We start from the raw sequence: 20,318 nt of genomic DNA, 5'->3' as shown, positions 1-20,318 counted from the left end.
ATGGTTTATTTTTTGGTTTTCCCTGTGTTGAAAAAAAACGCAGGGTACATAAAACCCTGCGTCATCACAATCAATTATGTAACTGCAAATGAATTACAACTTAGTCCCACATTCAGAACAGAAATTGTGATTAGGTAAATTCGACGTACCACAATGGCTGCAATAAACTGGTTCAACACTGGTCCTTTGTGGTTGCTTTGGTAAGCCAATCATTTGAGCATTACTCTTACCAGGAGCTACCATTGGGTAACAGTTCTCGTCTTTTGTGACGCGGACATCCAAAATAACTGGGCCATCGTAGGCTAACATTTGAGCGATCGCATCTTTCAATTGCTCTCTTTGCGTAACTACAATACCCTTAATGCCGTAGGCTTTTGCCAATAACTCCACATCTGGCATCCCTACTTCCATATTTGAGCAGGAGTAGCGTTCGCCGTGGAAGGCTTGCTGCCATTGGCGTACCATCCCTTGCCAACCGTTATTTAAAATTACGGTCTTGACATTTATTCCATATTGTGAAGCAGTGCCAAGCTCTTGCAGACACATTTGGAAACTGGCATCACCGCTAATACAGATTACTTGTTCATCTGGGAAGGCCACTTTAGCGCCAATGGCGGCAGGTAAACCAAAACCCATCGTTCCCAAGCCTGCGCTAGAAATCCAACGTCTGGGGCCGTTCTTGAGGAATTGGGCTGCCCACATTTGATGTTGACCAACATCCGTGGTGTAGAAAGCATGGGGTGCTTGACTACCAACTTCCACAATTACTTCTTGTGGGGGAATGCTGTCTGGATGTTGGGGAATTACTAGAGGGTAATCTTCCCGCCAACGGTTAATTAAGTTGAGCCATTCTTGGTTTTGGTTGGGGGTATTTTTGGCACCTGTTTGTTTACAACGACGCAACAAATCAAGTAAAACTTTCCGTACATCGCCAACAATAGGGACTTCAGGAATGCGGTTTTTACCAACTTCGGCGGGGTCAATATCGATATGAATAACTTTGGCGCGGGATGCAAACTCATCTAATTTGCCGGTAACGCGGTCATCAAACCTCGCACCGACGCAAATCAACAAATCACAATCAGTCACAGCAAAGTTAGCGTAAGCTGTGCCGTGCATCCCCAACATCCCCAAAGATAAAGGATGATGTTCATCAAAAGCACCGATACCCATCAAGGTGGTAGTGACGGGGATATTAAATAATTCGGCGAGTTCCTGAATTTCTGCATGAGCGCCGGATGCGATCGCTCCACCACCAACGTATAGTAAAGGACGACGGCTTTCGCGGATCAATTCAATCGCGGCGTTAATTTGGCGTGGATTCCCCTTCACCGTGGGGCGATATCCGCGTAATTTAATTGAACCTGGTTCTACAGGCACATAATCAAATTGTTCAAAAGCCACATCTTTAGGCACATCAATTAACACTGGCCCTGGACGGCCTGTGCTGGCGATGTGGAACGCTTCTGCCACAATTCGCGCCATATCTTGGGGGTCACGCACTACATAGGAATGCTTAACGATGGGTAGAGTAATACCGTAGATATCGGTTTCTTGGAACGCATCTGTACCGATCATTTTCCGGGGTACTTGCCCAGTGACAATCACCATTGGAATCGAATCCATATAGGCTGTAGCGATTCCTGTCACCAAGTTAGTTGCCCCAGGCCCAGAAGTACCAAAGCATACACCTACTTTTCCGGTTGCACGAGCATAACCATCAGCAGCATGAGCTGCCCCTTGTTCGTGTCTCACTAGAATATGTTTAAGGCTGCCAGTTGCTTCCACCTTATACAGATCATCATAAATCGGCAGAATCGCCCCACCAGGATAACCAAAGATATACTCAACACCGTGGCGCAGCAGGCTATCAAGTAGCGCGAAGCCACCAGTTACCCGTTGTGGTGTCACAACCACCGATGGCGAATTAACAGACTGAGTATGTTTCTCTGTTTGTGAGGGACTAGTCGGGGAAGGCAAGCTCACAGTCACGGTCAAACCTCAGATGATAGCTAAGTTAATGCAGGAATTCTGTAGTCAGTACTTCAATATTAATAGAAAAGTTCAATCAAATTATGAATTAAATTTCTTTCTTTAGTATGACGATGATAGATACAGAGTATGAGGGGGTAATGGGTAACGGTTAGTAGGGACTAAATTACATCTTGCAAAACTCTACGGGTATTTTTCCAAGCCCAAACACCAACAACTACTACAACTGCGCTCATTGTCATCAAAACTACCCGTAAACCCAAAGCATCGGTTAGAGGGCCGGTAATTGCTAAAGGTAACGACAAGGCTATGTTTACAGCATGATTTTGAAAACCAAACACTTTACCGTGCATTGTTGGTGGTGTTTGCTGTTGAATTAAAGTTTGCATGGGTACACCAATTAAGGCCGCACCTATACCCAAAACTGCACATAGTCCTAGAGCTAGCGCCAAATTGTGGGTGAAGGTGAATACACCTAAAACCATTGCCATCATCAGAAATCCGATTAAAGGTAAGGGTTTGTGATGGAATTTATCACCCCAATGTCCTAAAATTCCTGCACCCATTACCATCCCTACGCCTGCTGCTGCTAGGAAAAAACCAAACTGTTTCTCTTTTAAACCAAATTCTTCGGCTAACCGAATGGTTAATACTGTCAATGCGGCAAATACACAATATAAGGTTGTGAGTTGCAGCATGGCATTTAAGACTAAGCGATTCTTTTTGAGGTAACGGATACTTTCGGTAAATTCAGCCCAGGGATGAGAGCTAGTTAGTTGATCATGATGGGATTTGTGTTCTGTAAATTTTATGGGCTGCATGAGCAACCCCGATAAGATATACAACCCCCCTACCACTAGTTCTTGACCGTAAGTTTCCCCCATCAAGCTTTTTGACCAACTCAAAATTGGCTCTCCTACAGCAAAACCAACTATTAAAGCTCCCATCATGGTGCTGCTGAACAAGGCATTGGCTGCCATTAAATTTTCTCGCTTTACTAACAGAGGAATTGCCGCCTGTTCAGCAGGAGCAAAAAACTGTGTTACTGAGGAAATAGCAAAGGTGAGTATGAGTAAAATCAGGAACTCTCTGGGTAAAAATGGCAAACACAAGGTCAAAAGCCCACGCACAATATCGGAGCCAACCATGATCAACTTTTTGGGCAAGCGGTCTACAAAAATGCCGCCGGCTGAACCAAACAAAATTGCTGGAATCGTGAATGCCACCATCAGAGTTGAGTACATGGAATTTTCTGGTAATCCAGAGGGCGCTGGGTACACTTCCAACAAGGCAATCATTAACACAAAAAAAACCTTGTCTGCTAATTGGGAAATTAGTTGCCCAATCCACAGGAGCATAAAACCACGGTTTTTGAGCAGTGCGCCAAACCCATTATTAACAGCAGCAGGTTCAGTGGGAAACATGGGAAGTTCGGTTATTAACTAGGGTAGATGGGGAATAGAGAGTGGGGAGAAATCAATTCAAAATAAAGAAGTTTTGAGTAAGTAGGGACTAGGGATTAGGGTCTGGGTACTGGAAAAATCTGGATTTTTTCGTAATTTTCCCCTTGCTTTCGTTCGGCTGACGCTCACGGCGGAAGCCTGTTCTCTACTCCCTTGCTTCTTTTCTCATCCCTTATTTTCTCATCACTCAATATTTCCCTCCTGTATACTTGGACTATTTTCCGGACTATTTTGCTTCATAGTTTCTTAACAATGAGTGTAAAAACTCGGACGCAGTTAGACGGATTTTTGAGGTAGCGTTCTCTACTGATGAATCAGAGCGCCAGCCTTGTACTGTTTGGGGCGATCGCCACATGGTTAAATGTTCAACGGGTGGTTCTGCGTAAAAATTAGTTTGCCCACTTCCTAATAACAATGAACTCCAATGAGTAAAATAATCGTGACTGAGCCGATGAATGGGAAAATTTCCCCACAGTGGTACACCCCACCCATCTATGGCAATAAATGCTTTGACATGACCCCCCCAATTTTGCCATTGCCAAGCAGCAGTGATCGCTCCTACTACGCCAGCACTGAAGCTGATGAATATAACTGGCGATTTTAGCTTATTCCCCAAGCGATCGTGTAAAAACTGCAAAATATGAAGTGATGATAAAGTCAAAACCCCTGCAACGGGAACAACAAGTATCTCTACTGGCTTTTGACTAATTGAGCTACCAGAGAATGCACCCAAGCACCCTGACACGAAGCTTTCAGTTAAATCTGAGTCATGGATTCCAGGGCAAATAATAATGCTCATTTATAAATTATAGTTATTTGTCATTGGTCATTGGTCATTAGTCAACAGTCAACGGTCAACAGTCAACATTTCTTCCTCACAGCATATAGTGTTAAATATTTTTCACTACTCAGTACCTAGTATTAAGCCCAGTATGTCTTTTGATATATTATTGTCACTTTTGTTGTTATCCCATCCAGGGGGATAGGATAATAACTTACTAGGTGGGCAAACAATATGGCTATTTTGTAGCTACAAATTTTGCTTGCCATTCTGGTATATATCGAGGAACTGATTGTGGTTGCCACACCGGAAAAACTACAAAATACACAGGAACATTTATCAACCCAAGACCGAGTAGCCGTGTTGCTCATGGGTTATGGTGAAGTTGAAAGCTACGAGGATTTTGCTAACTATAACGAACAGGCTCTCAATCTACTGACAGCAAAATTTGCACCTGTACCGACTTGGATTTATCCGCCGTTAGCAAAGTTACTGGCGTTATTTGACCGTCACGAATGGGGACATCAACACCACGATTTTATTTCCCCTCACAACGCCATCTTTGAAAAGCAGCGTGCTGGCATTGAACAAAATTTACAAGCAAAATGGGGTGATCGTATACAAGTTTTCAAAGCTTTTAATTTCTGCGCTCCCTTTTTACCTAACCAAGTTTTGGCGGAAATCAAAAGTCAAGGTTTTGATAAGATTCTGATTTATCCCCTACTAGTTGTTGATTCCATTTTCACCAGTGGGATTGCTATTGAACAAGTTAACAACGCTCTAACTGAGACGAATGATGGTGAAAACCATTGGCTGAAAGCATTACGTTACATACCTTCCTTTTATAACGAGCCAGAATACATACATTTAATGGCTCATCTGGTTGAAGAGAAAATTAACGCTGATTTAGCCACAGCTTATTTACCTTCCCAAATTGGCATTGTATTGATGAATCACGGTTGTCCTCACAAAGCCAAAGGTTTCACCTCTGGAATTGTCGAAAGTCAAGCGTTGTATGATCTGGTACGGGAAGAGTTAATTTATAAGTATCCCCTTATTTCCGTGGGTTGGCTGAATCATGACACCCCCTTAATTGAGTGGACGCAACCCAACGCAGAGCAAGCAGCTAAAAACCTGATTCAATTGGGTGCCAAGGTTATTATCTTTATGCCTATTGGCTTTGCTACAGAAAACCACGAAACTTTGTTAGATGTACACCACATCATTCATGATTTAGAGAAGAAGTATTCTGGTGTGGATTATGTGCAGATGGCTTGTGTGAATGACAATCCAGAGTTTCTAGCAATGGCGGCTGAATGGGCAAATGCTCAGATTGCTGAGTTACAGCATGAGCAAGCAGTGGCAATCAACCCACAATTAGCTGTACATCATCATCACCATCATCACTAGAATTAGGGGTGTAGGGGTATAAGGGTGTAGGGGTGTAGTTTTCAAAACCCTTGCACCCTTATTAAGTTTTGGCTCAAATTACGTTGTAATTCCCGAATGGCAATGCTGGTGTTACGCTTAGAGGCTAATTAGGGAAAATAATTTTTTACTTTGTTATATCTGATTCGTAAAGTAAATATTAAGCAGCTAATCGCTTAACCATGAGACGAAGCAAAGAACCATAAATCATGGCTTCACTGACTTCGGAATAGACTTCATAATCTTTACTCAACCGCCGAAATCGACTCAACCATCCAAAAAGTGCGCTCTACAATTCATCGCTTAGGCAATTGCTCAAAAGTGTTGGCGGTTCGTGCAATAATTTCCACTTGTACCTGCTCGCCACAGACTTGCTTGACAGCATTGGCAAAATTCTTACCAGAATAGCCTTGACCTACCCAGATCACTTCTAATTGGGATAATTTTTCCTTTGCTTCATCCAGTACAACCACGCAACTCGATCTAGCTTAAAATCCACTTTAACTCATCCAATTTTCCTTTAGATTTTCTTTACAAACCAGCTCTCAACAGGCAACCTGTGTGCAATACCGTTTCTTAATGAAGAGGTGCTTTATTCTGGACTGTAGAAATGTTGCATGGAACGTCTCTACATCATTGATTTGGCGCAACTTCATAGAGAATTGGTATAAGTCTTATAAATTACAAAACTTCATTTTCTAAAGCTTTCTGAGCAACGCGAGTAATATATACTGTCACAGCCACCGTAGCGATAAAACCCACAATCCGTATCGCCCATTGTGCTGTGGGGTTGCTGGGCTGGGACTCTGTACCAATCATAGCCAGGTTCCCTGCTAAAGAACCAATATAAACATACATGATGGTTCCGGGAATCATTCCTACGGAACCGATGAAATAGTCTTTTAGGGCAACTCCGGTAATCCCAAAAGCGTAATTTAGCAAATTGAAAGGAAATATAGGAGATAATCGGGTTAACAAGACGATTTTTAAGCCTTCTCTACCTACCGCTTTGTCAATAGCCGCAAAATTTTTGTTATCAGCGATTTTTTTAGCAACCCAACCTCTAGCTAAATACCGTCCCACTAAAAAAGCAGCCGTAGCGCCGAGAGTTGCACCCAGAAAAACATACACCGAACCCCAAACTACACCAAAGACAACGCCAGCACCTAAAGTGAGAATTGACCCTGGTAAAAAAGCGACTGTAGCAATAATGTACAGTATTATGAAAGCGAGCGCTCCCATTGTTCCCAAACTATCAATCCATTGCAAAGCCCCAAGTAAAAACCCCTGGGGGTTAGAAGGAACGGGATTAGCTGATACTGGCGTAGTATGAAAGAAAAAGGCGATCGCTACCACCAATGATGTTAGAGTAAGTGCTTTAAAAAACCAATTTTCGACCATATTACTTTTCACTGACATCACCTACTCTACTAAGTAGAACGACTTGAAAAAACAAATCTGTTAAATAATGTAATAACAATAGAATTGAGTTTTTTTTGAGAACTGAAGTTCTCACTACAAACGTTTGATTATTTACCTTGTTCTACTTAAATAGCTAGTTAAAGGAGTGCTGAGCCATGAGATAAGATATTCTTCCTCATGCCCCCTGTCCCTAATCTTGACATAGTTGATAAGCTGAATGTGGATAAAATTTACCGCACAAAATTCTGTGTATAACTGCTTCTAAGTCTTCAATCATGTATGGTTTGCAGATGTATTCATCAAAGCCTGCCTTCATAATCTTGTTTTGGTCTTCCTTTGTAGCTAACGCTGTCACAGCGATTACGGGGATTTCCTGAGTCAGAGGTTCTTCTTTCAGATGACGTACAACCTCCAGCCCATTTAAACCAGGTAATAAAATATCTAACATAATTAAATCAGGCTGATACTCTTTTGCCACCAATACAGTTGCAGAACTGTCTTTTTGGCAAATGAATCTACAACCAATTGACTCAAGGGCATAACTAATCAGCAAAAGACTGTCATCGTGATCTTCAACTGCCAAAACTAAAGGCTGCTGAGAGTAGTGCTTCTTGTTATCACTTATGAATGAATTGGTTAGATACATTTCTTCTCCATGAAGATGCCATTGGATTTTATCGTTGAATATCGTGGAAACAGACAAAATATAACGTAAAGAATATATTAGGCTGAATTTTGATATTGGCTTATATTTTGCTATTGCCTATTTATAATTTTCGTTGAGACCGATAACTCACAGGTGTAAGAGCTTTAGTTTTATCAGTTGAGCAGACATCTATCGATTGATTATACGCAATCCTACAGGAATATTTCTTCGTAACTTCATGATAACTTGTTATAAAAAATTCGGTTTTACTGTGTCATCCTTAGTGTTATTGATTTCAGTACAACTAAAGCTACCTTTCAGCAAGGATAAATACTCAAGTAACTGTAGCGAAAATAACGCTTTTATCTGGTACCATTCTGTAGCCAGTAGCAAATTCTGGAATATGCACTTGCCTATTGCCTTTATGTAATATATGTAATATGATATTACTTGCACATAATACAAGGTAACTAATATGCCATAGCTAAAAATAATGGATTATTGAGAATTAGTGAAAATTTCATAGTATAAAATGTTATTTATCCTTAGATTTTTGATAGTTTATCTACCACATAACCAAGCAAAAAGCTTACATTAAGAGAAACAAATTCCATTCATTAATAGTAAATGTGAGTGTAAATATTCGGCGTTGTTAATCTTTAGTTATTGCCCATTTTTATGAAAAACAAACAATGGTATAAATAAATAATTACTAACAGAAAATCATTAGCCTATAAAAGCTGATTAATGATTTTAATAACTGGAATTTACCCCTTCGCTTTTGTGATGGCTACGCAAATTAAATGTTGCACTTTGTTTTTTTATTCATTACAATCAACCAAAAGCCGTCGAAATTATTCATGTACGAGTACAGTAGTATAGGAATCATATTTGATTTGTGAAAATATCTAAGTATCTATAGGTTGGGCATTGCCCACCAAAACCATGGTACGGTAGGCATTACCCACCGTACGTATATTTCAGAAATCAAATACTAGTTCTATATAACTATATATGGAACCTAACTTAAAGCCAATAATGTATGTATTACGAGCAAATATCAATTTTAAACCTGTCTAACAAATGTGATTTTTTTTGGTAAATATGGAATTTGATTATTTTAGAAATAACGATAATAGTAATAACAATCAAAATAGACAAAACTTACTATCCAGTGGTTGGCGACCATTAAATCGAGACTTAGATTTAGGGTTTTTATGGCAATTAATACATAGTGATACACGAGAACTAACGCAAAAATCCTTAAGTGTAGCTAGTAATTTTGCTGAGGTTTTAGGTAGAAAGAATTTTACCTGGTGGGCTAATTTATTAAGCTTAGTATCTGAAAATACCCGCTACGAAATTGAGAAATATTGGAATTACATTACACCAGATCCTCAATCACCAGACCATCGCTACAAAGATGTTTTGAGTACAGAAACACCCATACATCAATTTGTGAGCCGTAATAGTATTCCTATTGATTATGTTCTCAACCGACTACAAGAAATTACGGTATTGCGACTTTTAGAATTATTAGGTCGTCCTGATGTCATAACTCAATATTACTCAGAAAGAGATTTTTATTACCCTGTAGAAAAGTTTATTAATTGGGAACGTATAGATGTCGTTAATACTGTTTATGCTTATTGGTCAAGGCATGATATTTGGCTACAAGTTGAAGCCTACGATCGCGGGCGGCGACAATACACTTTAATGTCCAAAAATATCTCACCATTAGTAAACAAAGCCACTCAGGATTTAGCTGTCATGCTGAGTGGTTATCAAAGCCGTGTCGGGAAAGTTCATAGCCAATTTCCTATTAGGACTTTTCCTATAGATATTCAAAGTTTCACTGATGCAGTACAACAGGCTATTCTCAATCAAAATCAGCTAGCTGTTGTAGTCCACGGAGAACCAGGAACAGGAAAAACCGCATGGACACAAGCTGTAGCTAAAGAAATTCTTGTACCTTTAGGGTATGTGATTTTTATTTTGGATCATGATGCTATTACCAACTTTGTCCCACCAACTTATTTAGAAAGAATTTGCATCATCATCAATGAAGCAGATAATTTAGCTCAAAATCGTGCTTCCGAAGTTGCTCAATATAACAACAAAACAGAGCATATTTTAAGTTTATTAGACGGGACTTTATACCAGAGTGTCATTGATGAAGCGGGTATTCATCTCAAGCAGCGTTTAGTTATCTTGATGACTTGTAACACTACAGAAAGATTAGATCCGGCAATGTTGCGTAAGGGAAGGGTAGATTTGATGTATGAATTTAATCAGCGATATGTTTAGAAAGTGGGTCTCCTAATTCTTGATTTTCTCTCCTGAAGGAATGATTGGCAGTTATACTCTTCCATCTGAGAATAAAGAGTAAATCTCTTGAAAAACTGCCATAGATGTCACAGCTTAACTCTGTAACCATAACTGATGTGCAAGCAGCACAGCAGCGTCTTGCTGGTATTGCCCATCGCACACCTGTGTTAACTTCCACAACTGTCAACGATCGCACTCATAATCAAGTCTTTTTCAAGTGCGAAAATTTTCAACGCACAGGTGCTTTTAAATTTAGGGGTGCTTATAATGCCTTAGCACAGCTATCACCAACACAAAAACACAAAGGTGTGTTGACTTTTTCTTCGGGGAATCATGGACAAGCGATCGCCCTTGCAGGTAAGTTACTCAACATCCCCACAACTATTGTCATGCCTGATGATGCACCTGTCATCAAGCAAACAGCTACCAAAAGTTACGGTGCAGAGGTAATTTTATATAATCGCCAAGAAACGAATCGGGAAGAATTGGCGCAAAATCTCGCAAGCGATCGCGGTTTAACCCTAATTCCTCCATACGATCATCCCCATGTGATCGCTGGACAAGGTACAGCCGCATTAGAACTGGTGCAAGAAATTGGTGAACTGGATTTGCTGTTAGTTTGTTGTGGCGGTGGGGGATTAATTTCCGGTTGTGCGATCGCCGCTAAAGCTCTTTTACCTAATTTGCGCGTAATTGGTGTAGAACCAACACTCGCTGATGATGCTACTCGTTCCTTTTACACCAAAACCCTACAAACCGTCACAAATCCCCATACTATCGCTGATGGTGCGCGGACTCCTAGCCTGGGACAGATGACATTTCCCCTAGTTTTACAATACGTTGATGATATGGTGACGGTATCAGAGGAAGCAATTATTCGCACCATGTTTTTCCTCTGGGAACGGCTGAAAATAGTCGTTGAACCCACAGGCGTATTAGCCGCAGCCGCTTTACTTGAAAATGTAGTCAAAGCACAAGGAAAGAGAATTGGTGTGATTATCAGTGGTGGAAATGTAGATTTAACCAAAGTTGCTAGTTATGTCAACTTAGTCACTGAATTTGGTAATGGGTGATTGGTAATTGGTCAGTTGTGATTAGTTTTTCCCTTCTAACCCCTGGCTTATCTCAGTTACAAATATTTACATTGTTATACTTACCTATGTTTCGTTCTTTACCGTTGGCTAAAGTACTACTATATGTGTTATTAACTACCTATGCAGTTATCACCTTAATTCCTTTTCTGTGGGCGCTTTCGGCATCTTTCAAGCCCTTATCAGAAATTGTTAGTGGTACGCCAAATTTCTTACCTCAAAATTTCACCCTGGATAATTACAGACAAATTTTTCTACAAGAACCATTATTTTTACGTTGGCTGTTTAACAGCATGGTAATTGCTGTCAGCGTCACTTTACTTAATTTACTATTCAACTCAATGGCGGGTTATGCCTTAGCCAGACTCAGCTTTGTTGGTAAGAATTTTTGGTTCTTCTTAATTTTGGCGGTGCTAGCCGTACCAGCCCAAATTACGTTAATTCCTACATTTTTGATTTTAAAGGCGATCGGTTGGCTGAATTCTTACCAAGGCATGATTGTACCTAGTATGGTTAATGCCACCTTTATTTTTATGATGCGACAGTTTTTTATCAATTTCCCTCAAGAGCTAGAAGAAGCAGCACAATTAGACGGCTTAAACACCATAGGAATTTTCCGTTACATTATTTTACCTCTAGCGAAACCAGCACTCGCAGCACAGGCTATTTTTGTCTTCATGGGCAGTTGGAATAATTTTTTGCTCCCAGTAGTGATCTTATTTGAACCCGAAATGTTTACACTACCCTTAGGTTTGAACACGTTTAAAGGTCAATATATCAGCTACTGGAACTACATTATGGCTGCTTCTATGGTGTTTACCTTACCAGCTTTAAGTATTTATGCCTTCTTTAATCGCTACTTTATCCAAAGCGCCACTTTTACAGGTGGTAAAGGATAGACATTAGTTATGAGTCTATAGTCAAAAGTTATTCTCCAGTGTTTCCCCAGTCCCCACCTTCTCAATCCCTGATCCCCAGTCCCCAATTTTAGGCGACAAATTGCACTCCTAACATGATATTGGTATTACAGCGACTTAATCTCATATGTCAGTTAACGAACATTATGGGTTTTGTAAACCTAGCGATTACCTGCAATGGGGCGTAGCCAACTGCCTCTGGCTGGCGGATACGTCATCGCAGAGATAGCCGACTACAGTAACTCTGTAGCCAAAGTGTTGTCTCAATTGAGATTGAGTCTTGTTTTATTAGCTGTGTTGAGCGTCAAAAACTTTAAGGGGAAACATGTTTAGAAGACTTATTGGCGTTGTTGTGGCTACTGTTTTACTGACGTTTCAGTTGATTGTCGGTAGCGCAACTGCTTTGGAACTGGACGAAGCTACCCGGACAGTTCCACTAAATGCTCAGGGTGATACTGTAACTCTTAGCCTTAAACAAGTAAAAGAAGGAAAACGTCTATTTCAATATGCTTGCGCCCAATGTCACGTTGGCGGTGTTACCAAAACAAACCAGAACGTGGGACTTGAACCAGAAGCTCTGGCATTAGCTACACCCAACCGTAACAATATTGAAGGTTTGGTGGACTATATGAAGAACCCCACCACCTACGATGGGGTAGAGGAAATTTCCGAAATACACCCCAGCATCAAGAGTGCAGATATTTTCACTGCAATGCGAAATCTAACAGATAAAGACCTAGAATCTATCGCAGGTCATATTCTACTACAACCAAAAATTCTTGGCGACAAGTGGGGCGGCGGCAAAATCTACTACTAAAGCCTGTGAACTTAACTGAGTACTGAGTACTGAGTACTGGGCGCTGAGATTAATGGGAGTGGTAAGTTTTTAAACTGGCATTCCTAATTCCCAGACTATACAGGACTCAGAACACAGTACTCAGATTTTTTGCTGAGGTACTGAGTAAACAGATAATAAAATTGGGCAATCTCCGCCCCCCTTCGTGTTTAAAAACCCTAGTCTTGTACCTCACTGAACTCTTAATCGCCGTAATGCAGTTCATAAAGCATAGCAACATCACATAAATAAAAAATTTAATTTTTTCTCTGGCTGCATATACCAATGTATTTTCAGCCATAAATCTTTTAGTGCCATGTAATTATAGTGATTTTTAGCGATCGCAGAGCCTTTTTCCCTAAATTTATCGCGATCTCAAAAAAAATTTCCCCGAAGTACGACAGATTGTCATATTTGGTGTCGATTTTATTTAAAATGAAATAAGAAAAATAAAACTACAGGTTAGGAGAACGCCATGAAATTGATTGCGGCAAGCTTGCGACGCTTAAGTTTAGCTGTGTTAACTGTTCTTTTAGTTGTTAGCAGCTTTGCTGTGTTTACCCCCTCTGCGGCGGCTGAAACATACACAGTAAAACTAGGCAGCGATAAAGGACTGTTAGTATTTGAACCAGCAAAATTAACAATCAAGCCAGGCGACACAGTTGAATTTTTAAACAACAAAGTTCCTCCCCATAATGTTGTGTTTGATGCTACTCTCAACCCGGCTAAGAGTGCTGATTTAGCTAAGTCTTTATCTCACAAACAGTTGTTAATGAGTCCTGGCCAAAGCACCAGCACTACCTTCCCAGCAGATGCACCCGCAGGTGACTACAGCTTCTATTGCGAACCTCACCGTGGCGCTGGTATGGTCGGTAAAATCACCGTCGCCAGCTAGCAATAACGCTGACGCAAGTAGATGATTTTCTTGGCTCCCCTGCAAAACTAGCTAAGAGCCAGAACCCATAATTAATAGTGGTGGCTAGTCCTATCCAGCCAAAAGTTACAAATGCGGATTAGCGCAGTCAGGAATGGACTTGTCACCGTAAATTTTGGGTAAATTTTCCTCGAATCGTTATTCTCTGAGATTAAAGTATATACTCACCATAGAGTCCCTAATTTCCAGAATCGATTACCCATAAGGGCATAGGTGATTTTGGTACTGCTGGCATAACTTGCTAGAGACTGATTGAGAGGAAAATGCTTTGAGAATAATTTTATTACTATTATTGCTGGCGATCGCTACATTTAAAATTACATTTATCAGTCCAGCCCTAGCAGCCGAACTACCAACCGGGGCAAAAATTTTTAATAATAACTGCGCTTCCTGCCACATTGGTGGTGGTAACATACTTATTTCTGAAAAAACACTCAAAAAAGAAGCACTATTAAAGTACCTGGAAGATTATGAGACCAACTCAATCCAGGCTATTATCCATCAGGTACAGTATGGCAAAAACGCCATGCCTGCTTTTAAAGACAAATTAAGTACTGAAGAAATTCTAGAAGTGGCTGCTTATATTTTTCAAAAAGCAGAAAAAGACTGGTCAAATCTGGAAAAAGAAGGTTAGCTGACATCTTGCACCATTTCTGAAAAACTGTAAGTCGGGCTGAGAAGCAGGCTTAATTCCTATAGCCGCGATTTTAACAGTCTGGTGCGTGATGTCAGTTAGTGGGAGTTGAGATAGTAATAATTACTCATCACTCCCCGCTTACCATTCCCCAGCCTTATCTGTCTGAAGAATTAGGCTCTTGTCTTTGCTGTTGCTGTTTTCTAGCCTCACGCAGCTTTTCTAGAAGTGTTTGACTAGATTCCACCGTTGAAGATAGCTGATTTTTGCCAGATGTCATCTCAGGTGAAGCCTGAACAGTTGGTGTCTGAGTAGGTTGGTCTTTTTTGATTTGTACTTGTGCTGAAGGTTGAGGATTAGCTTCTCTCAGTTGGAGTTGTGGTAAAGGCTTAGGAGTGGTGATTGGTGCTGTTGTTGGTTGAGTACGATTGACTAACGGAGTCGAAGCTGGTTTGGGAATAACCACACCAGGATTTTTATCTTCAGTCACCGCAGTATTATTGCTGTTGTTTTGGATACTCAAGCTAAAAGGATAACGACTAATTTGTCTGTCTCCCTTAGGAGCATTTTTTGTAAAATATTCCCTTGCTTTTAATTGCAAGTCGGGAGAAACAGTTTTGTCTTGAAACTTGATATCTAAAACTTTGCCTTCTGTATCAACTACCAAGAAACCTAAAACAGTACCTTCAACACCCGGTTTATCTGTCGCAACTGTACTGCGAATAACTGCTTTTTCTTGGGAATTTGGATACGCTTGCTGGAGGGATTTACGTAGGTCTTCGTATGAGTTTACCTGAGCAATCAATCCTTGTTCTGATCTTTGTTGAGGATTCTGCCAAGGTAATTCTGGTGTTTTGAGTGTAGAGCCTTGCTGCCATTGGGGAATACTTTCGTTAGCAAAAGCTAAATTATCACCCGCTTTGGGAGCTTGGACAATAGGAGCTACCTGGGGTTCTATTGGAGCCACTGTCGCTGCATTACTACCAGAATCAGCCACTGGTGGATTTGTATTACTGGGGGGATTGGGCGGTAAATCATCGGGGAGTTTTGCCGCATTTAATTCCGGTAATCTATCTACAGGTAGAGACCTAGATGTTTCTGGTATTACTTCCCTCTCATTAAAACTGGGAGGGGTTGTTGGGGTAAATTTTTCTCCAATAGCGCTAAAACCGGAGTTATCAAATCGCAAATCCCTTCTGGGTGACTGCCTCAGAGGTTGGCTTCTGGGTAAGGAGGCAATGCGATAATTATCAGGGGTTGTGTAAACCGGTGGTAGTGAAATTGGTGGGGTAATCGGTGGCGGTAAAGGAGGTAAAACAGCTGTCTGATTATTAAAGCTAGTAATATTACCTAGTTGTGGTTGTTGCGGAAATTGTGATTGTAGAGGGAGTTGTGCTTGCAGACCAACTTGATTTGGATCTGCACTTTGTGGTAAACGGCTTTGGTCTGCTTGACTGAGTTCTAAAACACCAACTGATTTTGGTGATGATTCATTAGATTTATTAGAATCAACTGGCATCAATGGCACAATCAACGCAATGGCACCGTGGATGCCAAGAGAGGCTATTGCAGCTATCCCAGTTGGCTGTCCTAAGATGTCTGGTATATTTTTTAACAGGGAGACGTAAGACATAACTGTTATCGTTCACTCGGCTCGGTTGCGGTTGACTAGCAGAAAAATATTATCTTGAATGCAATAAATGCGCCCTTTTAAAAATGATAACTGTCCATGTTGGCACTAAACAGGCGAAAATAGCCACTTTGTTAATTTTTTCTTTTTTACTATGCTGTGGGTATTAGTTGTGATTTGTCGTCTGGTTGCGCTTGCCAAGGAAGCTATGGAAAATATTTGATCTGCACTATCCAAAGCTTACACATAGGGTAGTTAGCTGTTGGGGCGATCGCATCCACCTAAATGAATATATCCGCAAGAAGATACCCTAGCCCCTAGTCCCTGTAAGATTTTGGCAAGCCGCGATATATTATCACCTCTGGTTATCTGGAAACTGTGGCCGAATTTGCTATTTTCCTGACCATAATTTCCGTTACTCTAAAATTTGTTGCTGCCCTATTTGAAAACCCAAAATTATCGCTCTCAGATGCCATTACCTACTGTTATTGTCCCTGGATATTTAGAAAGTGCGATCGCTTATCAGCAACTAGCCACCTCATTACAAGAATTGGGTTTTCCCACAGTTACAGTACCTCTGAGAAGGCGGGATTGGTTGCCTTTGATTGGTGGTAGGTCAGTCGCGCCCATCATACAACAACTTGACAAGACAGTCAAACAAGCTTTACAAGAACATAACGCCACTCAAGTTAACTTAATTGGTCACTCTGCCGGCGGTTGGATTTCTCGGATCTATTTGGGTGAAAAACCTTATGCTGCCAGGGGTAAGGCGCAAACCTCTCTCTGGAATGCCCATCCTCTGGTGGCTACTCTTGTCACCCTTGGTACACCCCACATCAGCCAAGAACGCTGGACGAGGTGGAATCTAGATTTTGTTAACAACAATTACCCCGGAGCTTTTTACCAAAATGTCCGTTACGTTTGCGTGGCGGGAAAGACTGTTTTTGGCGAGAGAAGGCGAGGTGGCTGGTTAGCTTATAGCAGTTATCAGTTAACTTGCGGTACTGGTAACACTTGGGGTGATGGAATTACGCCGATTGCGGCTGCTCACCTGATAGGGGCAGAAAATTTGGTGATTGAAGGTGTTAGACATTCTCCTAGAAATCCAGGGATCTGGTATGGCTCTCCAGAACCCTTGAAGGCTTGGACGCAGTATTTGGGTTAATGATGAATTGTTAATAAGAAAACGTGAAACTCTTGCTGTAAATGGGTGTAGGGGTATAGGAGTTTCTGTTTAGAAAAGTAAATTATTTTTATGAGAAATACAAATATATTAATATTTCTTAAGCTAAAATTTAAGAAAATACATACTATGCAAATAACCAGGAGGGGTGAACTATGCAAAACACCCAGTTTGATAGGATTTTGCGGCGAATAGCAACGATATTATCGGTCGTGATTCTTTCCCTGTGCCTGATTTATGTATCTACAGGAATTTTATTGTCTTTTAATTACGAGCCGACAGCAGGCGGAGCCTATAGATCGTTGAGAATGATTGATACGCAAGTGGCTTATGGCTGGTTGTTTCATCGGTCTCATGATATTGCTGGTAATGCCATGATTGCGATCGCCTTAGTCCAAATAGTCATCATGTTTTTGGGACGACAATTCCGCCAGAGTTGGCTGATTGCTTGGGTAAGTGGTATTTTCTTTACCTTGAGTGCGATCGGTCTGGATTGGACGGCGATGATTTTAGATTGGAATCAAGAAGGATATTGGCGTTTTAATATCGAGTTGGGCAATATTGAAGCGATTCCCGCTGTTGGTACACTGTTGAGAGATATCCTCACCGGTGGCGGAGCTATTAGCAGCTTGACAGTCCTGCACCTGTACACACTCCACAATTATTTTATTTCCGTTGCAGCGATAATTTTTGCTGTGGTACATTTGTCAGCTTTATTGTGGCAAGAACGGCAAATGTACGCAGAAACGAGGGAGGAAGTTATGCAACTGAAACAAGCAAGTGTCGCTAGCTGAAAGTTAAAGCGCCTTTGCTAAAGGTACTTCTTCCACCTCTGGTAAAGTTTCTAAGACTAAAGGTGTGGATTGACTAGCACCGGATAAACGTTTTAATAGGTTCGGTCTGGGGTCATGTAATAGGTAGATAATGCGATCGCCTACTTCCCATTCTTGGTTTGCTGGGATAATTTGTAGGCGTTCTTCCCTTTCTACTAACAACGGCACTAACACCCCAGTCCGAATTTTTTCTTGAATATGTTCTTGTTGACTAGTAAACTCCGATTCGCTCAGGGTAGTTGTGCCTAACTTCACCCGTCCATCATTCAGATATTCGTTCCAAATCTTAATCGGCAAATCAGAAACAAAAGCTTGTTGGACTTTATTATTAGTCGAACCGTTCGCCTGAGGATCGCGGGGGAAAACAGCCAAAACGCGGGGCGGATTAAATTCCTCGGCTGCCCTTTCGGCTAAAACAAAGTTTACCTCACCATTACTAGTCATCGCCAAAAAAGTTCCCATCGATGCCAGTCCAGCTTCTTCTAATACCTCGCCATCCAGCGCACTGCTAGCAATCACCCGCAGATTTTGCGTTTCTGCTTGAGCAATACAATCTGGGTCAGTATCAATCAAAACGACATTTTCCCCCCGTTCTTGGAAAAATCTGGCAATTAACAGACTCAAAGGATTACAACCAACAATCACTGCACCTGTAGCTTCTTGGGAAGTGATGCCCAAACAAGTCGCCACCCAACCAGCTGTTAATCCTTGACAAACCACCGTCATGATAATGGTGAGGAAAACTAAAGCTTTGATGGAATCACCACCATTGACCCCGCGCTGAGTGAGCAAAATCGCAAATAAGGACGCAACAGATGCCGAGACAATTCCTCTAGGCGCAACCCAGCTTAAAAATAGTTTCTGTCGCCAGTTTAAGTTACTGTTCCAAGTGCAGAACAAGATATTTACAGGGCGAACAACAAACATCAAGACCAATACAGTAAACAAGCTGCCCCAACCCAAAGCAAACACGCTGGCAATGGATAAATCAGCTGCTAACAGAATGAAGAGGACAGAAACGCTCAAAATCGTCAGTTGACCTTTGAAACTGCGTAAGGAACGTTCCTCTGGTACGGAAGAGTTAGCGAATACTGCCCCAGCGATGACAGTTGTCATTACACCCGATTCACTGCGAATCATCTGCGCTAGAGTAAATAAGCTCCATAGCACCGCCAAAACCACTAGGTTTTTTAACTCAGACGAAAGAAAATTGGCGCGTTTGAAAATCAAACTCATGAAATAACCACCAGCCGCACCGATGGCTGCACCAATACCCAAGCGCATGAGTAAACCGATAATGGCGTTTACTGGGTCTGCATCACCGTTAACGATGGTGTCCAACACCACAAAAGCTAAAATAGCTCCCACTGGGTCGATGAGAACTCCCTCGCCTTCTAATAACGTCGCCACTTGCCTGTCTACATTGATTTGTTTGAGCAGAGGACTGATGACCGTAGGCCCTGTAACCACAACAATAGACGCGTAGAGAAAAGCTATATTCCAAGGAAATTCACCCAGCCAATGGGCGGCCATACTACCCCCAATGAGGGTGATTAGCGTCCCTAAGGTGACCAGCCTTTGCAGGCTGATAGAAACTCTACCTAATTCGCGTAAATCTAAATTCAACCCACCTTCAAACAGGATGATTGCCGTTGCTAGGGCAACAATCACTTCCAGCCCTGTACCGAGTAATTGGGGATGTAGTAACCCAACCCCATCAGCACCTAGAAAAATGCCCAACAACAGCAATATGACGATGCTGGGTACACGCAAATAAGCCGCTAGGACTTGAGCGCCGATGCCTGCAAAAACAGCGATCGCCATTTGTAGGGTGACTTCAAATGATGCTTCCATGTTTTAGATTTTGAGCGATTTCTTTCAAAATCCTTTGTAAAGAAAAGTAAATGTCATCTTTACAGGTTACAACATCAGACAGTTTATACCTCGATGAATTTAGAGATTTTTTCATAGGTAGTTGCTCACACTACTCCATTTGTAGCTGATTAGCTATAAAACTGGAAGATTATTATTAGACACAGGAGAAGAAACCATAACAATTCAATGCTACTGAAAATATAACTGAGAATGTTCAGTATGTACTCAAAAGTAAGTGCTGATTAACAAATCCTCACTTCCAATCCCCAGTGAATTTTGGATTTGCGATTTTAAATTTTAGATTTTTTCATCCCAAGTCGGAAATC

Annotated in this window: 16 protein-coding genes and 1 pseudogene; 9 read left to right on the top strand and 8 right to left on the bottom strand. The window is 41.3% G+C overall.

The window, feature by feature from the left end; translation table 11 throughout:
* Positions 1–93: 93 nt before the first annotated feature.
* The 3 genes from ilvB to GSQ19_RS19470 form a co-directional block, all read right to left on the bottom strand.
* The gene (ilvB, locus tag GSQ19_RS19480; protein ID WP_011319511.1) at positions 94–1,992 is read right to left on the bottom strand and encodes a biosynthetic-type acetolactate synthase large subunit; all 1,899 of its coding nucleotides are present in this window, start codon (positions 1,990–1,992) and stop codon (positions 94–96) included.
* A 161-nt stretch (positions 1,993–2,153) separates the two neighbouring features.
* Positions 2,154–3,416: an MFS transporter gene (locus GSQ19_RS19475; RefSeq protein WP_011319510.1), complete on the bottom strand. Its 1,263-nt coding sequence runs from the start codon at positions 3,414–3,416 to the stop codon at positions 2,154–2,156.
* Positions 3,417–3,681: 265 nt separating this feature from the next.
* The gene (locus GSQ19_RS19470) at positions 3,682–4,254 is read right to left on the bottom strand and encodes a hypothetical protein (RefSeq protein ID WP_011319509.1); all 573 of its coding nucleotides are present in this window, start codon (positions 4,252–4,254) and stop codon (positions 3,682–3,684) included.
* Between the two features lie 276 nt (positions 4,255–4,530).
* Here GSQ19_RS19470 and GSQ19_RS19465 point away from each other — a divergent pair, with 276 nt between their 5' ends.
* Positions 4,531–5,646, top strand: a complete 1,116-nt coding sequence (locus GSQ19_RS19465) for a ferrochelatase (protein WP_011319508.1) — start codon at positions 4,531–4,533, stop codon at positions 5,644–5,646.
* Between the two features lie 178 nt (positions 5,647–5,824).
* On the opposite strand, the pseudogene GSQ19_RS19460 reads toward GSQ19_RS19465, so the two are convergent.
* The 3 genes and pseudogenes from GSQ19_RS19460 to GSQ19_RS19450 all read right to left on the bottom strand — a co-directional run.
* A pseudogene (locus GSQ19_RS19460) lies at positions 5,825–6,149 on the bottom strand (transposase); the annotation flags it as partial.
* Between the two features lie 196 nt (positions 6,150–6,345).
* Positions 6,346–7,065, bottom strand: coding sequence for a TVP38/TMEM64 family protein (locus tag GSQ19_RS19455; RefSeq protein WP_011319506.1), 720 nt, complete (start codon positions 7,063–7,065; stop codon positions 6,346–6,348).
* Positions 7,066–7,276: 211 nt separating this feature from the next.
* The gene (locus GSQ19_RS19450) at positions 7,277–7,732 is read right to left on the bottom strand and encodes a response regulator (RefSeq protein WP_011319505.1); all 456 of its coding nucleotides are present in this window, start codon (positions 7,730–7,732) and stop codon (positions 7,277–7,279) included.
* 1,104 nt (positions 7,733–8,836) lie between these two features.
* On the opposite strand from GSQ19_RS19450, the gene GSQ19_RS19445 reads away from it, so the two are divergent.
* The 6 genes from GSQ19_RS19445 (at position 8,837) to petJ (ending at position 14,471) form a co-directional block, all read left to right on the top strand.
* Complete coding sequence (locus GSQ19_RS19445; RefSeq protein ID WP_011319504.1) at positions 8,837–10,039, top strand: AAA family ATPase; 1,203 nt, start codon at positions 8,837–8,839, stop codon at positions 10,037–10,039.
* A gap of 104 nt (positions 10,040–10,143) precedes the next feature.
* Positions 10,144–11,133: a threo-3-hydroxy-L-aspartate ammonia-lyase gene (locus GSQ19_RS19440; RefSeq protein ID WP_011319503.1), complete on the top strand. Its 990-nt coding sequence runs from the start codon at positions 10,144–10,146 to the stop codon at positions 11,131–11,133.
* A gap of 86 nt (positions 11,134–11,219) precedes the next feature.
* Positions 11,220–12,050 carry a carbohydrate ABC transporter permease gene (locus GSQ19_RS19435; RefSeq protein WP_041456811.1) on the top strand — a complete coding sequence of 277 codons (831 nt, stop codon included), beginning with the start codon at positions 11,220–11,222 and terminating at the stop codon, positions 12,048–12,050.
* Positions 12,051–12,393: 343 nt separating this feature from the next.
* Complete coding sequence (gene psbV, locus GSQ19_RS19430) at positions 12,394–12,885, top strand: photosystem II cytochrome c-550 (RefSeq protein WP_011319500.1); 492 nt, start codon at positions 12,394–12,396, stop codon at positions 12,883–12,885.
* A gap of 493 nt (positions 12,886–13,378) precedes the next feature.
* Entirely contained in the window at positions 13,379–13,798 is a 420-nt protein-coding gene (gene petE, locus GSQ19_RS19425; protein ID WP_011319499.1) for a plastocyanin, read from the top strand.
* Between the two features lie 307 nt (positions 13,799–14,105).
* Positions 14,106–14,471: a cytochrome c6 PetJ gene (gene petJ, locus GSQ19_RS19420; RefSeq protein ID WP_011319498.1), complete on the top strand. Its 366-nt coding sequence runs from the start codon at positions 14,106–14,108 to the stop codon at positions 14,469–14,471.
* A 157-nt stretch (positions 14,472–14,628) separates the two neighbouring features.
* Here the strand turns inward: petJ and GSQ19_RS19415 are convergent, their stop codons facing one another.
* Complete coding sequence (locus GSQ19_RS19415) at positions 14,629–16,104, bottom strand: hypothetical protein (protein WP_011319497.1); 1,476 nt, start codon at positions 16,102–16,104, stop codon at positions 14,629–14,631.
* 466 nt (positions 16,105–16,570) lie between these two features.
* On the opposite strand from GSQ19_RS19415, the gene GSQ19_RS19410 reads away from it, so the two are divergent.
* Together GSQ19_RS19410 and GSQ19_RS19405 are read left to right on the top strand one after the other, a co-directional pair.
* Positions 16,571–17,266 (top strand): esterase/lipase family protein, encoded by a 696-nt coding sequence (locus GSQ19_RS19410; protein ID WP_011319496.1) that lies wholly within the window; start codon positions 16,571–16,573, stop codon positions 17,264–17,266.
* Between the two features lie 173 nt (positions 17,267–17,439).
* Positions 17,440–18,078, top strand: a complete 639-nt coding sequence (locus GSQ19_RS19405; protein ID WP_011319495.1) for a cytochrome b N-terminal domain-containing protein — start codon at positions 17,440–17,442, stop codon at positions 18,076–18,078.
* A 3-nt stretch (positions 18,079–18,081) separates the two neighbouring features.
* On the opposite strand, the gene GSQ19_RS19400 is transcribed toward GSQ19_RS19405, so the two are convergent.
* Positions 18,082–19,971 (bottom strand): cation:proton antiporter, encoded by a 1,890-nt coding sequence (locus tag GSQ19_RS19400; RefSeq protein WP_011319494.1) that lies wholly within the window; start codon positions 19,969–19,971, stop codon positions 18,082–18,084.
* Between the last annotated feature and the right edge of the window lie 347 nt (positions 19,972–20,318).

Origin of the sequence: Trichormus variabilis 0441 (assembly GCF_009856605.1) — a bacterium.
GTDB classification, from domain to species: domain Bacteria; phylum Cyanobacteriota; class Cyanobacteriia; order Cyanobacteriales; family Nostocaceae; genus Trichormus; species Trichormus variabilis.
Note: the sequence above shows the minus strand (reverse complement) of the source record. Positions and strands in the feature narration are given on the sequence as shown.